17 protein-coding genes are annotated in these 15,014 nt (G+C 45.7%); 13 read left to right on the top strand and 4 right to left on the bottom strand.

The genetic code is table 11. The annotated features are described in order from the left end of the window. Positions 1-2 precede the first annotated feature (2 nt). On the top strand, positions 3-764 hold the full coding sequence (flgH, locus tag HH301_RS10740) for a flagellar basal body L-ring protein FlgH (RefSeq protein WP_169568901.1): 762 nt from the start codon (positions 3-5) through the stop codon (positions 762-764). Positions 765-822: 58 nt separating this feature from the next. Here flgH and dksA read toward each other — a convergent pair whose 3' ends face one another. Both dksA and HH301_RS10730 read right to left on the bottom strand, forming a co-directional pair. Beyond that, entirely contained in the window at positions 823-1,239 is a 417-nt protein-coding gene (gene dksA, locus HH301_RS10735; protein ID WP_169568900.1) for an RNA polymerase-binding protein DksA, read from the bottom strand. A 138-nt stretch (positions 1,240-1,377) separates the two neighbouring features. Further along, on the bottom strand, positions 1,378-1,800 hold the full coding sequence (locus tag HH301_RS10730; protein ID WP_169568899.1) for a flagellar assembly protein FliX: 423 nt from the start codon (positions 1,798-1,800) through the stop codon (positions 1,378-1,380). 257 nt (positions 1,801-2,057) lie between these two features. On the opposite strand from HH301_RS10730, the gene HH301_RS10725 reads away from it, so the two are divergent. Genes HH301_RS10725 through HH301_RS10715 form a run of 3 tightly spaced genes read left to right on the top strand, consistent with a single transcriptional unit; the run spans position 2,058 to position 4,009 of the window. Further along, complete coding sequence (locus HH301_RS10725; protein WP_169568898.1) at positions 2,058-3,227, top strand: flagellar basal body P-ring protein FlgI; 1,170 nt, start codon at positions 2,058-2,060, stop codon at positions 3,225-3,227. Further along, entirely contained in the window at positions 3,227-3,535 is a 309-nt protein-coding gene (locus HH301_RS10720; protein ID WP_169568897.1) for a rod-binding protein, read from the top strand. The genes HH301_RS10725 and HH301_RS10720 overlap by 1 nt, the downstream gene beginning before the upstream one ends. Next, a complete protein-coding gene (locus HH301_RS10715) occupies positions 3,536-4,009 on the top strand; it encodes a hypothetical protein (RefSeq protein WP_169568896.1) in 474 nt (157 codons plus the stop codon). Between the two features lie 109 nt (positions 4,010-4,118). On the opposite strand, the gene HH301_RS10710 is transcribed toward HH301_RS10715, so the two are convergent. Next, complete coding sequence (locus HH301_RS10710; protein WP_169568895.1) at positions 4,119-4,490, bottom strand: flagellar protein FlaG; 372 nt, start codon at positions 4,488-4,490, stop codon at positions 4,119-4,121. A gap of 581 nt (positions 4,491-5,071) precedes the next feature. Next, positions 5,072-5,521, bottom strand: a complete 450-nt coding sequence (locus HH301_RS10705; RefSeq protein ID WP_206378266.1) for a winged helix DNA-binding protein — start codon at positions 5,519-5,521, stop codon at positions 5,072-5,074. Positions 5,522-6,105: 584 nt separating this feature from the next. On the opposite strand from HH301_RS10705, the gene HH301_RS10700 reads away from it, so the two are divergent. The 9 genes from HH301_RS10700 to HH301_RS10660 all read left to right on the top strand — a co-directional run bounded on the left by HH301_RS10700 (position 6,106) and on the right by HH301_RS10660 (position 14,996). Further along, positions 6,106-7,260 carry a DUF2336 domain-containing protein gene (locus tag HH301_RS10700; protein WP_169568894.1) on the top strand — a complete coding sequence of 385 codons (1,155 nt, stop codon included), beginning with the start codon at positions 6,106-6,108 and terminating at the stop codon, positions 7,258-7,260. Between the two features lie 58 nt (positions 7,261-7,318). Continuing rightward, on the top strand, positions 7,319-8,932 hold the full coding sequence (locus HH301_RS10695) for a PAS domain-containing sensor histidine kinase (protein WP_169568893.1): 1,614 nt from the start codon (positions 7,319-7,321) through the stop codon (positions 8,930-8,932). 101 nt (positions 8,933-9,033) lie between these two features. Beyond that, positions 9,034-10,143: a DUF2336 domain-containing protein gene (locus HH301_RS10690; RefSeq protein ID WP_169568892.1), complete on the top strand. Its 1,110-nt coding sequence runs from the start codon at positions 9,034-9,036 to the stop codon at positions 10,141-10,143. Between the two features lie 85 nt (positions 10,144-10,228). Further along, positions 10,229-11,221 (top strand): GTP 3',8-cyclase MoaA, encoded by a 993-nt coding sequence (moaA, locus tag HH301_RS10685; protein ID WP_169568891.1) that lies wholly within the window; start codon positions 10,229-10,231, stop codon positions 11,219-11,221. Between the two features lie 82 nt (positions 11,222-11,303). Further along, the gene (locus tag HH301_RS10680) at positions 11,304-12,071 is read left to right on the top strand and encodes an NAD kinase (RefSeq protein WP_169568890.1); all 768 of its coding nucleotides are present in this window, start codon (positions 11,304-11,306) and stop codon (positions 12,069-12,071) included. A gap of 14 nt (positions 12,072-12,085) precedes the next feature. Further along, positions 12,086-12,853: a crotonase/enoyl-CoA hydratase family protein gene (locus HH301_RS10675; protein ID WP_169568889.1), complete on the top strand. Its 768-nt coding sequence runs from the start codon at positions 12,086-12,088 to the stop codon at positions 12,851-12,853. 218 nt (positions 12,854-13,071) lie between these two features. Further along, entirely contained in the window at positions 13,072-13,770 is a 699-nt protein-coding gene (locus HH301_RS10670; RefSeq protein ID WP_169568888.1) for an AAA family ATPase, read from the top strand. An 18-nt stretch (positions 13,771-13,788) separates the two neighbouring features. Next, complete coding sequence (locus HH301_RS10665; protein ID WP_169568887.1) at positions 13,789-14,292, top strand: hypothetical protein; 504 nt, start codon at positions 13,789-13,791, stop codon at positions 14,290-14,292. Positions 14,293-14,303: 11 nt separating this feature from the next. After that, positions 14,304-14,996, top strand: a complete 693-nt coding sequence (locus HH301_RS10660; protein WP_169568886.1) for a PAS domain-containing protein — start codon at positions 14,304-14,306, stop codon at positions 14,994-14,996. The last annotated feature ends 18 nt before the right edge of the window (positions 14,997-15,014 follow it).

Raw genomic sequence — 15,014 nt, 5'->3', positions numbered from 1 at the left:
AGATGACCCACCTGAACATGAAAACACTCGCAAAAGCCGCCCTGTTGTTCGGACTAGGAACCGCTCTTGCTGGATGTAACGCATACAGCCGCATTGCCGCTATCGGAGAGGCACCTCCTCTTTCCAAGATCGACAATCCTGTTTCTGAGAAAAATTATAAACCAGTTTCTCTGCCAATGCCGCGGCCTGAACCTGTAATTCAACAAGCCAATTCCCTGTGGAGACCAGGATCACGCGCCTTCTTTAAAGATCAGCGGGCGAACCGGATTGGTGACATCCTGACAGTCGTTGTCGAAATTGCAGACCAGGCAACGCTGAATAATTCAACATCCACTTCTCGGACAAGCTCTGAAGAAGCGGGCATCACTAACCTGCTGGGATTAGAATCTCAATTGTCCAAAATCTTCCCTGAAGCTGTTGCACCAGAAACAGCTGCAGATCTCGGCAGCACCCATTCAGTAGACGGAAGCGGTGCGGTAACACGTAACGAGACTATCGAAATGGAGATAGCCGCCATCGTCACTCAGGTCTTGCCAAATGGAAATATGGTAATTTCTGGCCGCCAGGAAGTTCGCGTGAACTTTGAAAGCCGTGATCTGTACATCACAGGCGTCATTCGGCCAGAAGACATTACCTCAAGCAACACAATTGCGAGCTCAAAAATAGCAGAAGCACGCGTCGCATACGGCGGAAGAGGACATTTAACAGACGTCCAGCAAGCCCGCTATGGACAGCAGCTATTCGACATCATATTCCCGTTCTAATAGAACGCAGAAAGCCCAATAAAAAAAGCCGACGAGAAATTCGTCGGCTTTTTTTTAACTAGTCATCCCGGTAGACTTTTTCGCGGCGTTCATGTCGCTCTTGCGCTTCTAGACTCAGTGTCGCAACTGGTCTTGCCTCGAGGCGTTTCAGAGAGATAGGCTCCCCGGTCTCATCACAATAACCGTAGATGCCCTCGTCGATCCGCCGCAGCGCTGCATCGATCTTACCGATCAATTTCCGCTGGCGATCCCGAGTACGAAGCTCAAGGGCTCTTTCGGATTCAGTTGAGGCACGATCTGCAATATCAGGTTCCTTAACGGTTTCCTCTTGCAGGTTCGTAATCGTTTGGTTCGCATCTGCGAGGATTTCAGCTCTCCACTTCAGCAGTTTATTTCTGAAGTACTCCTGTTGACGAGAGTTCATGAACGGCTCGTCCTCGGATGGCCTGTAATCATCGGATAAATGAACGTTCATTACGCAACTCCAAATAGCGCAAATTAAATTCTAGAACATCTAAATTTTAGATGTCGGTCTATATCATACATTGTATGTTATACGGAAATGATAAACGCATATTTTGTAAAAAAATATGACAAAGGTCTCAAATTGGGATCAATAGCCGAGTTTCGCCAGTTCTACCGCGGCGCGGAGTTCAATATCGCCAATTATTTCGGCAAGATTTGGATCTTCTGCCTCAACATTCATCTGCGACAATGTGCTCTGAAGTTGCTTGAGACGTTCTACCGGAATCGCTCCAATTAGTAAGCCATGGCGAATTTCTTCCAGACGCGCAAGAAGGTCCTGCCCCCGCATCACAGCTTTCTTATTTTTGGAAACAGAATCTTCCACACCCTGAAGAGCGACAATTGCATCCACCGAAGCGATAGGAGAAGAAGAGGATACATTACTTGTCGTTTGCACATCAGAGCTGTCTGAGGGAACAACAAACTTGCCCTCAACCTTTGAAGCAGATTTAGACCCTTTAGATTTCTGAGTAGAGCCAACTCTGCCAGGTCCTGAGACTCTCATGCTCATACAAGTCACCACTCGTCATAATTTACAACGTATCCTATTGGTACTGTTGGTCTTTTTTACCAAAATATCAAGAGGTTAAAATTGCCGAGCAGACAGGAAATAGTTACCGAGCGGCAATTTTACAACGACAGACCCAAAAAAATATCCATATTTATCAACCACTTAAATCGCATCTGATTTGGCACGGAATTCGCATTGATTGTTGCGAGTATTTATTTTGACACCATCACGTCTCTTAGAAAAAGAGTTGGGTACAGATGAAACGCAACATATTTGATAACATTCAAACCTGTTTGAAAGTGGCCTTGAAGCCATCGGGCCTCGCCGGAAGAATTATTGCCATTCTTGCCATTTTTGCAATGAATAGCCCTACAGCGCTTGCAGCTTCTCGCGTGAAAGATATCGCCGACTTTGAAGGTATTCGGGAAAACATTCTCGTTGGATATGGGCTTGTTGTCGGCCTAAACGGTTCGGGCGACTCCCTTAACAACTCCCCATTTACTGAGCAAAGTCTGACAGCCATGCTGGAAAGATTGGGCGTCAACACGAGGGACGCTGAGTCTAAAACAGATAATGTTGCCGCTGTGGTTGTCACGGCTACCCTGCCCCCATTCGCCCGTCAAGGTACTCGAATTGACGTTTCAATCAGTTCCATTGGCGATGCTGAAAGCCTTTTGGGAGGTACACTGGTTGTCACCCCACTCCTTGCCGCTGACGGTGAGGTTTACGCTGTTGCCCAAGGGTCCGTTACTGTTGCGGGTTTCTCTGCGGGCGGCGAGGCGGAAACCGTGACCAAAGGTGTTCCAACAGCTGGTCGGATCGCGAACGGTGCAATTGTTGAGCGTGAACTTGGCTTTGATCTGTCTAGCTTGACGACACTGCGCATTTCACTTCGCAACCCAGATTTCACAACTTCCCGCCGGGTCGAAGAGGCAATCAATAAATTTATTGGCACAAAAGTCGCCAAATCAACAGACCCATCAACAGTCGTCCTGAACCTCCAGGGCAGTCAACGCGATGACATGGTCAGCCTATTGACAGATATCGAGCAATTAATGGTCGAGCCTGATCAAATGGCCCGGGTAGTCATTGACGAACAATCCGGCATCATCGTTATCGGAAAAGACGTGAAAGTAGATACGGTTGCGATTGCTCAAGGAAACCTGACCGTTCGCATCACCGAAACACCACAAGTTTCTCAACCAGGTCCCTTTGCGGAAACCGGCGAAACTGTAACAGTTCCGAGAACTACTGTTGAGGTTGAAGAAGATGGTGACCGAAAACTGACTGTCCTCAATTCCGGGGTTCGCCTTCAGGATCTCGTTGATGGACTTAATGCACTGGGTATTGGCCCAAGAGACATGATTTCCATCCTGCAAGCCATCAAGGCTGCAGGAGCCCTCCAAGCAGAAATAGAGCTAATGTAATGACTGATTATTTATCACATGCAACGGCCGCTGCAACCCAAGCGACCCAGGCTACAGGAAAAACCGCCAAGCCGGTTGATCTGAAAGCCAAACAAACGGCAGAAGAGTTTGAAGCCTTCTTTATCAGCCAAATGTTCAACCACATGTCTTCTGGACTACAGCCTGACAAGACATTCGGTGGCGGAGAGTCAGAAAAAGTTTTTCGCTCCATGCTGAACGATGAGTACGCCAAATCCATGAGCCGCCAGGGTGGCGTTGGTATCGCCGAGATGGTGTATCGCGAAATTCTAGCCCTGCAGGAGGTCTAAATGACATATTCAAATGAACAACGTAAACCTGTCCTTCTCACGCCAAAAGAGTTGGAAGAAAAAATCTCCAGACTGAGCCAGATTTTGGAGTTTGAAAATGAGCTGCTTTCCCTCAATAGCGCTCAATCCATGACTGAAAATCAATCTGAGAAGACCAGACTTGTTGCGATTTACAACCAGCAAATGACGATGCTCAAATCTGCACCGGATCATTACAAAGCCTATCCAAAGGAAGATATTGATCAGCTTCGTGAAACAAGCCAGAAATTTTATGAAATCCTTGATGCACACTTCCGTCGGCTCTCAACCGTCAAAACAGTAACCGAAGGTATTGTGAAAGCCGTAGCTGATGAAGTCGCTAAGAAGAAAGGGCCACCGCAGACGTATAATGCAACAGCGTCCATTCATTCCTCAGCAGCAACAAAAAACAGTCGCACACTCGGTGGCTCGATTTCATTTAACGAAGTGATTTGAAAAATTTTGCGGATTTTTGAGTAAAATTAGAGATATTGGACCGCAAAGAATGTCGCGAAGTGAGGCCTATAATTTTTTCAGTCTAGGTTTCAATCACCAGGAGTGAAACCTAGACTTTATTGTCAACCGCAAGGCCTTCTAACTCGCGATAATAAGCAACCCGGCGAAGCACATAGTCTCCGGGAAATTGTTTCAATATCTCACCAGTATCAGAATTGATCAGACGGTAAACAAAACGTCCACTATCTGAATCTTGATCAATAGAAAAGCGACCTAAAGGTTGCTCTTCATCCTCGAAAAACGGACCTATTGCTTGCTCCGCACGGCGAACTGGATCATCTATCTGACTTTCCCGCTCAAACTCGGCCGGCTTAAGAGCAACTGATCCATCCTCACTCGGACCTCCAGCACTCGGAGTATCGTTCGCAGATCTTGGATCTGAAATCCCGATACCTGGTTTTGAAATTGGGGCTACGTCCATTTTCGCAACTCCTCTTCCTTTCCTAAGCAAGTAATCTTATAACGCCAAATCTTACCAACTCGTAAACATCCAATCTTCCAGACCCCAAGTCAAGGCGTCCGAACCGACTTCGAATGTTTATTTCAGCTCTAGATAAGCCGAAAAGCTGGACGAAATTTAAAAACGTCGTTCAAACTTACAAATACTTATGTGGGAAAATCGCTCGACATCATGGATGTCCCTAGAGAAAAGGAGCGATAAGGGTGTGATCCGAAAAATCAACCATAATCGGGCTGCATTCGTACTATATCAAGTATGCTACTTTCCTATTTTAAGGACGAACCTGAGTTCGAGGTATATTAACCCACTATTCTTTTTGCAAATCACGTGCCAGAACTGTGAAAATTATAAGTCATTGTTTTCAAAGGATTTAACCTTTTATTTACCATATGAAAGATAGGCACTTTTTACCTATCGAGGCATTTTTTGCCGCCTGAACATCCGGACACTAGGAATTTTTTGCCTAACAATTGATTTCTCGTAAACATCCAGGCACAAAAAAGCCGGCTATCTAGCCGGCTCTTATGATCGTTGCGTAACAATTAAACGCCGTATTGAATGTAATCCGTCCATACCCGCTCAATCTGGCGCAAGGATTTCCGCGTCACTTCCAAATCTGGAGCCGGATTAGATTTAGCGAGCATATTCGCCTGCTTTTCTTCTGCCTCAAACAGATTTTTGATTAGGCTAAGACCTTTATCTGACAATCTAATCATTGTGGCCCGGCGATCTCTCTCAGATTTTTCCTGAATGAGATACCCCATTTCAACCAGCTTCTTTAGATTATAGGATGCATTGGACCCCTGGTAATATCCTCGCGACATGAGTTCCCGAACATTGACCTCTTCATCGCCAATATTCGCAAGCAGTAAAGCCTGAACCGCATTGATGTCTGAAATTTCCAGAAGGGTTAATTCGGCACGCAACACGTCCAAAAACCGACGATGCAAACGTTCGATCAACCGAGTCATTTCATGATAATCTTCTACCACAGTTACCCCTTTTTGGGTGGCTCCCCACCTAATCCTTTGTTTGAATTCTGTTCAGAGACTTAATCTGACAAAACAACCTTAAGGAAGTGTAAAACCACTCTAATTCTTTTCAAAAATGAGACGAATTTTCGCAAATCACTCGTCAATCATCTGAAAGCATGCTTCATTTCACCGTAAAATCTCTTCAATTCTCACTGAACAATCAAGAAAAGAGCAATTCCGGCACCTCATTACTCAAGCGTAGTAAAGCCTAAGGTTATCAACACCACATATAGTTAATATCTCCCCATCCATATCTATGGATGCTCATTTTGACGAAAAAAGAGTACAACTTTTCCTTCAAAACAACCCTTTACTAAGAGAAAACCCTTTAAAAAACTGTGACATTTACGCAAGCATTTAAGTTTAATTTTAGACAATTATTCTTTTCAGTTGATTAACTTTAATTAACCTAGCGTAAATGTTTTTATAGAAAAACTGCAGTTAACAGGGCTTTGCAGATTAGTAGACGTGAATAAGCCTGAGGTCGATTCGAGGTATAAAGTTATTTTTAAGAATTTTGACCCTAGTATAGGTTTAATATGGTGAGTGAAACCAGTATTGATATTAATACACTGATGTCCCTGTCCAGGGACAAGTCGAAAGCTGCACGCAGTCAGTTATTTGAAGACATCAGTGGTATTTTCCTGGAAGAGGAAGAGCGCCTCAGCCAGCAGGAACGCGCTCACATCTCTGACATCATGTCAAAGCTGATAAAAGACGTTGAACTCACAATCCGTATTGCCCTTTCCGAGAAACTAAGCACATCCAACACAGCTCCCGTTGAACTTGTCTCTTTACTTGCAAATGATGAGATCGATGTCGCGCGCCCCATCCTTGTAAAGAGCCGAGTACTTTTAGAAAAAGACCTTCTGGAAGTTATCGAATTTAGAACCAAAGAACATCTTTTGGCGATTACGGAACGGGACGATATCAGTCCACTCATCAGCGATATGCTCATCGAATACGGTGACGATGACATCATGGAAGAGCTGATTAAGAACAAAGACGCTCAAATTTCAAGGGAGGCGATGGCACTTCTGGTCGAAGAGTCAAAACGCGTCGACAGCTTCCAAGAACCTCTGCTTGCCCGTTACGATATGCCGGCTGAACTGGCCTATAAGATGTTCTGGTGGGTTTCCGCAGCTTTACGTCGTCATATCCTTGCAAACTTTAAAATTGATCCGGTTGAACTGGACCAGACCCTCGCCCACTCCGCGAAAGAGCTGATCGAGGATGAGCAAGTACCCGATTTTGGGGAAACCCATGCAGATCGGCTTGCGGCTCACATGGCCTCAAAGAATGAGCTGAATGAAAGATCCTTGATCCAGATTCTGAGAAGCCGTCAAATCCGTCTGTTTCTGTCGGGTTTTGCCATTGTTTCCGGATTGGATACGCGAACACTCAGCCGTTTTGTTTACGACAAGAATGCGGAGGCTATGGCTGTTGTCTGTAAAGCTCTTGGCTTTGAAAGAAACAGTTTCTCAGCCGTGTATTTATTGACCCGACGGGGGGGTGCCTCAACGGATCAAACAAAAATGATGAAACCAGCAGAGTTGGAAGTCATCATGGAGTTCTATGACAGCCTCAGTCAGTATGATGCAAAAGCAATCCTTGCTCATTGGAAGCTTGATACTGCCTATACCAGTGCCGTTGAAGAACTAGATGAACAGTTAGGAAGTCAAAGAGCGTCTATTTAGGACGCTTTTTTGGGGGATAGTAAAGGGGACAGCGGGTCAAAGACTTGTTGATGTATAGATGTCAGATAACGTATCCGGGAGAGTAATCTCCTTGCGCCAGAATACTGGCAAACAGGACGGCGCGTTTTCGACGGGTGTCCAAAGCGTCATTAGCAGAGACTTCTTTGATGCCGTGTTTGATCAAACCCTTCCAATGTATATCGCCAGACCAGATGGGGCTCCGCTCTATGTCAATTCTGGTTATGCGGAAATTTTCAACAGTTCACAAAGTTTCCGTGTAAAAGATAGTCTCTTCCCTGCCCTAAAGCAGGACCATGTCGAAATCATAAAACGGATCGCTGTTACCAAGGACCCTGAAACTAAACAAGTTTCGGTAGAGTCAGCTCAGGGTGTTGAATACTATTTGTCTCGCCATTTCCCGATTTTTGACAAAGACGACAAATTTATTGCGGTTTGTGGGTCTTTCATTAATTCAACGCGCCAGGTGAGTGCCGAAACAAAGTTACGACTGGAGAAACGCCGTTTCTTAGACATAACCCGCGCTGCCTCGGACTGGATTTGGGAAACCAATGAAGATGGGGAAATTACCTTTATTTCAGATCGCGCTGTTCAGGCTGTTGGCCTCCCGCCTCTCCTCCTGAAAGGAAAAGCGCTAACTGAACTCGGTGATTTTCAAAACATGGAAGGTGGACTTAGCAAGGCAGAACATGCCATGGCCCGTCACATCCCATTCCGTGCCCAACCAATGCAAATCATAAATGCAGATGGCTCTCCCAAAACGTTTAACATCAGTGGTGTGCCGGTTTTCAACGAAAAGGGTCGCTTTGTCGGCTATCGGGGAACCAGTGACGATATCACAGCACGTCTCTCTGCTGAAAATGAAGCTAGCGAGTCACGGGCAGATCTTGAAAACGCTATCCGAGAAATTACCCGCAAAAACATGCAGCTTGAAATGACAGCCAAAAAAGCTGTTGCTGCTGCCCGAGCCAAAGATGAATTTTTGGCGACCATGAGCCATGAACTCAGGACTCCGCTAAATGCTATCATTGGTTTTGCGGAAGTAATGAGCCTCGAGACTTTTGGTCCCATTAGCGCAAAATATAAAGAATATATTGGTGACATCCATAATTCTGGCAAACATCTCCTTAGCTTGATTGAGGATATACTCGACATTGCGCGAATTGAAAGTGATCGCATCCCAATTGAGATTGCTAAAATTTCACTTTCAGAGATGGTCAAGGATGCACTGATTCTTGTGCAGCAACGAGCTGCAGACAAGAATATTGATTTGTCGGAAGCAACTATTGACCAGGATTTTGACTTAAAAGTTGATCCAACTCGTTGCCTCCAAATTATTGTCAACATTCTCGGGAACGCAGTTAAATTCACCCCTGAAGGCGGTCAAATAGGCTTCGACACTCACATTGAAGACGACAAACTACTTTTGACGATTTGGGATACAGGTCCTGGAATTGCTGAGTCTGAACAAGAGCAAATTTTTGAAGCATTCAAACAGGCACATAATGGAATCTACAGCCGTGGCGAGGATGGTGTCGGCCTTGGTCTAACTCTTTCCTTAAAACTTGCTCGCCTGATGGATGGAAACATAACCGTTCAAAGCGAAGTTGGTAAAGGAAGCCGGTTTACAGTTCACCTGCCCCTCATGATTTGATGCAATCGCTCAATATAGTTTTTAAGAATAAATTATCTGTTTAGAGTTTTTTAACTCCACTCGCTCACTATTCAATTTCAAATAGAGTAGCGGTGGGATAAGTGCGAGCACAGCAGCAACAAAACATTAACCAGATTCTGAGTCTGGTGGAGTTGGCGGAGGACAAGTCTCCAGACCAACGAAAATTTCTCTATGAAAAAATAGGGAACTTGCTGATTGATGAAGATCAGAATTTTTCGGATGCCGAAAAAGAACTGATGGTTGACATCATCTGCCGCATCACCTCTGACGTTGAAAAATCAATTCGCGCTCATTTTTCCAAGAATGTTGCAAAACTTGATGCCATCCCACACGATCTCGCAACGTTTTTGGCAAATGACGACATTGAAATTGCCTATCCTATTCTGAAGGACAGCGGCATTCTTAAAGAAGCCGACCTTATAAAAGTCGTCAAGACACGTTCCCGTCAACACCAACTTGCCGTTGCTGCACGAGGTGATATTGGAGAAGCGGTATGCAGGGTTCTTTGCGATCTTGGCGATGAGGAAGTCTGTCTGGAACTATTGAATAATCACTCTGCCGCCATCCCGCTCGAGACTTTAGAAATACTGAGCAATCGCTCAAAAACTGTGGAAGCATATCAAAAACCACTGCTTCAACGCCCCTTCTTACCGGTGGAAATTGCGGAAAAGATGTATCGTTGGGTCTCAATGGCATTGAGACAAATGATCAGTGAAAAGTTCGATATTAATCCCAACGTTTTATCAATTGATCCTGAAGATAGAGAAAAAACCATCCGCTCGATCTCCAGTGATGATGATCCTTCCGAAAAACTTATTCAAAAGCTTCAGGATGCAAATGAACTGACGATTGGGTTCTTGGTCAAATCTCTTCGTCAAGGTGAAGTAGACCTTTTCGAGCTTGGCTTTTGCCGATTAATCGATGTCACCCGATTGCAGTTGCAGGGACTACTCTATGGACAGGATCCTAAACGCTTAGCCATTGCCTGCAGAGGCTTGGATCTCGATAAACAGGTTTTCGACACAATCATATCTCTGATCATGGAAAGCCACGACCCTTGTTTTTCTCTGACGTCCGAAGAAAAAAAGGATCTAATAGCGTTTTATGGCCTGCTGAAGAAAGATGCCGTCATCCGCGCCCTGCATAACGAGGATTTTTTGAACGGCAAAATCTCCTATTCAGAAACCTGAAAATAAACATCCTTGTAAAACCCGTTACAGTCTATAATCTTATCTACATATAATGTGTGTGTGTTTAAGGCTGAGCGAGTGTGTCATGATTGATCCTTTTGGCAGGGAAATTTCCTACCTACGTGTGTCTGTAACTGATCGTTGCGACTTCCGTTGCACCTATTGCATGGCAGAAAATATGACTTTTTTGCCAAAGAAAGATGTCCTGAGCCTGGAAGAGTTGGAAGCTGTTACTGCCGCATTCATCCGCAAAGGGGTTCGTAAAGTTCGCTTAACTGGTGGGGAGCCTTTGGTCCGCAAAGGAATTATGTCCCTGATAAATAATCTTGGACTTTATCTTCAAAGCGGTGAACTGGACGAGCTGACTTTGACCACCAATGGCAGTCAATTGAGTAAATATGCCAACGGTTTAAAAGCTGCAGGCGTGAAGAGAATAAATGTTTCCCTCGACACACTTGATCCCCACAAATTTAAAGAAATCACCCGATGGGGAAACTTGGATAAAGTTTTAGAAGGCCTCGATGCGGCTCAAAAAGCAGGGCTCAAAGTCAAGATCAATACCGTAGCCGTTAGAGGCGTAAATGATATGGAACTTGACGAAATGGTTCGGTGGGCTGGGCAACGTGACATGGACATCACCTTCATCGAAACCATGCCAATGGGGGAAATTGACGAACTGCGCTCTGATCGCTTTCTGTCGCTGGAAGAAGTCAAAGAAAAACTCTCTCAATCCTGGACATTAACTAGCACAGACTACAAGACGGGCGGCCCTGCAGACTATGTGGATGTTGCTGAAAGCGGCACAAAAATAGGGTTTATTACTCCCCTCTCCCATAACTTCTGTGAAAGCTGTAATCGGGTGCGACTGACTTGCACCGGAATGCTGTATATGTGCCTTGGTCAAAATGATAATGCTGACATGAAGAAAATAATCCGATCTGAAAATGGTCTGGAGAAGTTAGATCAAGCGATCGAAGAAGCGATTAGCCGCAAACCCAAAGGGCACGATTTTGTCATTGACCGCGAGCATGATAGTACCCCCGCCGTTGGCCGACATATGAGTGTAACCGGCGGATAGAAAGTCCGCTGGTAAATTCTCCCAATCCAGAATACCATCGCCTACTAAAAGCAATAATGTTTAGAACGGGGACCTCTGAACCATGCCGTCTGCAAGAATTCATTTCACGGCAAGTGAGACCGAAGATGCCCAGGCCGCTTGTAAGCGGCTTATTCATCAGTATGGGCAACACAGCAGTTCGGATGCTGAAGTCATCGTCGCTCTTGGAGGGGATGGTTTCATGCTGGAAACGATGCATCGTTTTATGGCCACGGGGCTTCCCATTTACGGGATGAATAAAGGAACCGTCGGCTTCCTGATGAACAACTATGGTGAAGAAAACCTAATCGAGCGCGTCACTGCCGGAAAAATCACACGTTTGCATCCCTTGAAAATGACAGCTAAGGACCTTTCTGGAAAAGTTACAGAAGCCCTTGCAATCAATGAAGTATCTCTGCTTCGGGAAAGCCGTCAAACCGCAAAAATCAGAATTTCAATTGATGGTCATGTTAAAGTTGAAGAGCTGACTTGTGATGGGGTCCTGGTGGCGACACCCGCTGGCAGTACAGCTTATAACTTTTCAGCCCACGGCCCTATTCTGCCGGTGAATGCAGGAGTACTTGCACTCACCCCGATCAGCGCTTTTAGGCCACGTCGGTGGCGCGGGGCACTTTTACCCCGTGAGGCAAAAATCGAATTTACTATTTATGAAAATCGCAAGAGACCTGTCAGCGCTGTGGCAGATGCGGTAGAGGTTCGCGATGTCAGCGTTGTTACCGTAGAAGAAGCGCCGGATATAACTATTAACCTTTTATTTGATCCAGAACATAATCTTGAACAGCGGATTCTGGATGAACAATTTATACTTTGAGCAAGGGAAGAAAAATGACTGATCACGTGACTGTTTCCGCTGAAAACGGCATCCAGAAGCTTGTGATAAACCGGGCCGATAAAAAGAATGCCCTCACCCAGGATATGTATGCTGTTTTGTCTGACAGTTTGAACGCTGCCGAAACAGACCCAAAAATTCGGGTAACTGTTATTACAGGCGTCGCAGACAGCTTTACCAGCGGCAACGATCTTATGGATTTTCTACAAAACCCTGCTCAGGATGAAACCACACCAGTCATTCGTTTCCTCCATTCACTGGCAAACATTCGTAAGCCGTTAATTGCTGCGGTCAACGGCTTGGCTGTTGGCGTTGGAACCACAATGTTGCTTCACTGCGACCTAGTTTACGCATCAGATAATGCAACTTTTACACTTCCCTTTGTCAATTTGGCACTGGTTCCAGAAGCCTCATCCAGCTATCTTCTGCCAAAAATGCTCGGACATCAGAGAGCAGCAGAACTCTTGATGCTGGGCGAAAAATTCAGCAGTTCCAAAGCGGCTCAGTTTGGCATCGTCAATGAGGTCGTCAGCCCCGACAAATTAGAGGAAACAGCAATGGCTGCTGCTGCTAAATTGGCAGCAAAAGCACCAGAGGCCCTTCGCTTGACAAAAGCCTTAATCAAAGGGGATCACGAAGCAATTCTGAACCGCATGAATGCAGAAGGAGAAGTTTTCCAAAGCCGTCTTACCTCTCCAGAAGCTCGGGAAGCTATGACAGCTTTCATGGAAAAACGTGCACCTGATTTCAGTAAATTCTCCTAAAAAGTCTAATTATTTCAATATCTTGATCGAGGATCTTTTTTGGATCCTCGATACCTAAAAATTTTAAAAAATTTTGCGCCAAAAAATAAAAAATAAAGACCCGATTTTTGCTTTATTAGTTTTTACTTCGTAAACGTATCTTAATCTCTTTTCCGCATACTCTCCTTCATAGTTAGTTATTTAGTCGCGTAAACGATCAGATGTAATGGAGAATACCAATGAAGGTGATTGCGGTTGCTTCTCAAAAAGGCGGTTCAGGAAAAACGACCCTTGCTGGTCACCTGGCTGTTCAGGCTGAAATGGCCGGCGCTGGTCCTGTCGCCCTGGTTGACACCGATCCGCAAGGCAGCTTGTCTGAATGGTGGAATGAACGGGAAGCGGAAACGCCCCTTTTCGCTCGCACTTCGATTGAAAAGCTTAAAGCTGATGTGGAAAGAATGGACCGGATGGGAATCAATCTGCTGATCATTGATACACCGCCTGCCATTACAGAAACGATTGCAAATGTTTTAACAGTTGCTGACCTGCTGATCATCCCAACACGCCCCAGCCCACATGACCTTCGCGCAGTTGGCGCAACCGTGGAATTGGCGGAAGGCTTGGATACGCCACTAATTTTTGTGGTCAACGGCGCTACACCGAGAGCCCGTATCACAGGTGAAGCCGCCATTGCACTTTCTCAACATGGAACGCTTGCCCCATCCATCCTGCATCAGCGTGTGGATTTCGCTTCAAGCATGATCGATGGCCGAACAGTGATGGAACTAAACTCGGCATCCAAGTCCAGCGAGGAAATTACCAAACTCTGGTCTTATATCCATGAACGGATCAATAAAATGCCTGTATCGATGTCCAGCCACATCAGTCGCAGCCCAAAACCTGCAAACGGTTTTGGCGCACAGATGGCATCCGTTTAACCTGGAAGGAGACCGAAGATGAAAGCCGCATTTCTTTCCAGCTCGTTGATCAGTTCAAAAGGATCAGCTACACCAGCCACTCGTTCCAAGGCTGCCAGTGAATTGCTTGCCGCCCACAAACGGCAACACCTGCCAAAGGAAACAGCTGAACGCCCTGTACAGGCGCGGGTTGAGCGTGAAGTTCAATTAACACCGCCTAAAGTGTCATCAAGGCCAGTTGCACAAGCCTCGGAACCAGAAATTTCTGTTCGTCAGCCCATTCGGCAGAAACCAACCGTTGATTCTGCTGACAAGTATAAAGCAGAGCAGAAAAAGTTGAAGAAGGACAAGTTAGGACGGGTTCGGATGAGCGTAAGGCTCTCACCGGATGATCATCTGACACTAAAACTTTTGTCCACCCACGCGCGTAAATCTTCCCAATTTATATTGGAAGAAGCACTTCGAGAGTATGTCGAAAATCATGGGGATGAGATTTTACCCCAGACCTGTAATTGTTTGTTGAAGCAAATTTCCAACAAATAAAGGGATAAGCCATGCCAAATCTGTTTGATCATGAAGATGTAGATTGCGGTAATGCTGCATCTTTAGCTCGTATTCAAGTGCGAAAGCCAAGCACTGATCAGCCAGTTATGCCAGCCACCCCAAAAGCCGGAGACATCACGGAGCGGCTGGCGTTGCTGAGTCAGGAACTCGATCAAACACAAGAGGCGCCAGCCTCTACTACATCAAAACCAACGGCAGCCCCGACACCAATGCCGATGGCAAAGCCTGTGAGAAATACGGGTTGGGGTCCTAAAAAGCCGGCTGCTCCTGATATCCTCAATTATTGGCTGGATATTCGGCAGGGTCGACGCTACCCGTCATGGCGCTCGCTGGAGCCCGAGAAAATTGGGCAACACTGGCCGAACTGTCTGCTTATTCACTGCAATCGCGAGATTGGCCGGATGCAGGTAAAGTATGAATTCACAACTGCTATCCGCAAAGTTGCTGAAAAATATACACCTGAAGAGCAGAGGATTGACCGTATTGAATTCACCCCTATGGTCATCGACTGGATATTGGGTCTAGGTCGTGAGGTAGCAACAACCGGTAAACCAACTCATGGAACCGATCGCTTCCCTTCCCTAACAGGTGAGATGCCGATAAGGCTTATCGCGCTTCCCTTAAGTGAAGACCTCAAAACCATTGACCACGTACTCTGTTATATTCAACAGCTGAAAAACTAGGTCGCTGACGGCTCTTTG

This window comes from Sneathiella limimaris (assembly GCF_012932565.1).
GTDB lineage: Bacteria > Pseudomonadota > Alphaproteobacteria > Sneathiellales > Sneathiellaceae > Sneathiella > Sneathiella limimaris.
The sequence above is the reverse complement of the archived record's forward strand: the minus strand, read 5'-3'. Positions and strand labels throughout refer to the sequence as shown.

What these genes read in the sequence shown, in the direction of transcription:
- HH301_RS10675 (WP_169568889.1), top strand. Translation starts at nt 12,086, where the DNA reads ATGACTGATCACGTGACTGTTTCCGCTGAAAACGGCATCCAGAAGCTT.
- dksA (WP_169568900.1), bottom strand. Translation starts at nt 1,239, where the DNA reads ATGAACGTTCATTTATCCGATGATTACAGGCCATCCGAGGACGAGCCG.
- HH301_RS10660 (WP_169568886.1), top strand. Translation starts at nt 14,304, where the DNA reads ATGCCAAATCTGTTTGATCATGAAGATGTAGATTGCGGTAATGCTGCA.
- HH301_RS10670 (WP_169568888.1), top strand. Translation starts at nt 13,072, where the DNA reads ATGAAGGTGATTGCGGTTGCTTCTCAAAAAGGCGGTTCAGGAAAAACG.
- HH301_RS10665 (WP_169568887.1), top strand. Translation starts at nt 13,789, where the DNA reads ATGAAAGCCGCATTTCTTTCCAGCTCGTTGATCAGTTCAAAAGGATCA.
- HH301_RS10730 (WP_169568899.1), bottom strand. Translation starts at nt 1,800, where the DNA reads ATGAGCATGAGAGTCTCAGGACCTGGCAGAGTTGGCTCTACTCAGAAA.
- HH301_RS10680 (WP_169568890.1), top strand. Translation starts at nt 11,304, where the DNA reads ATGCCGTCTGCAAGAATTCATTTCACGGCAAGTGAGACCGAAGATGCC.
- HH301_RS10695 (WP_169568893.1), top strand. Translation starts at nt 7,319, where the DNA reads ATGTCAGATAACGTATCCGGGAGAGTAATCTCCTTGCGCCAGAATACT.
- HH301_RS10725 (WP_169568898.1), top strand. Translation starts at nt 2,058, where the DNA reads ATGAAACGCAACATATTTGATAACATTCAAACCTGTTTGAAAGTGGCC.
- HH301_RS10720 (WP_169568897.1), top strand. Translation starts at nt 3,227, where the DNA reads ATGACTGATTATTTATCACATGCAACGGCCGCTGCAACCCAAGCGACC.
- HH301_RS10715 (WP_169568896.1), top strand. Translation starts at nt 3,536, where the DNA reads ATGACATATTCAAATGAACAACGTAAACCTGTCCTTCTCACGCCAAAA.
- moaA (WP_169568891.1), top strand. Translation starts at nt 10,229, where the DNA reads ATGATTGATCCTTTTGGCAGGGAAATTTCCTACCTACGTGTGTCTGTA.
- flgH (WP_169568901.1), top strand. Translation starts at nt 3, where the DNA reads ATGACCCACCTGAACATGAAAACACTCGCAAAAGCCGCCCTGTTGTTC.
- HH301_RS10710 (WP_169568895.1), bottom strand. Translation starts at nt 4,490, where the DNA reads ATGGACGTAGCCCCAATTTCAAAACCAGGTATCGGGATTTCAGATCCA.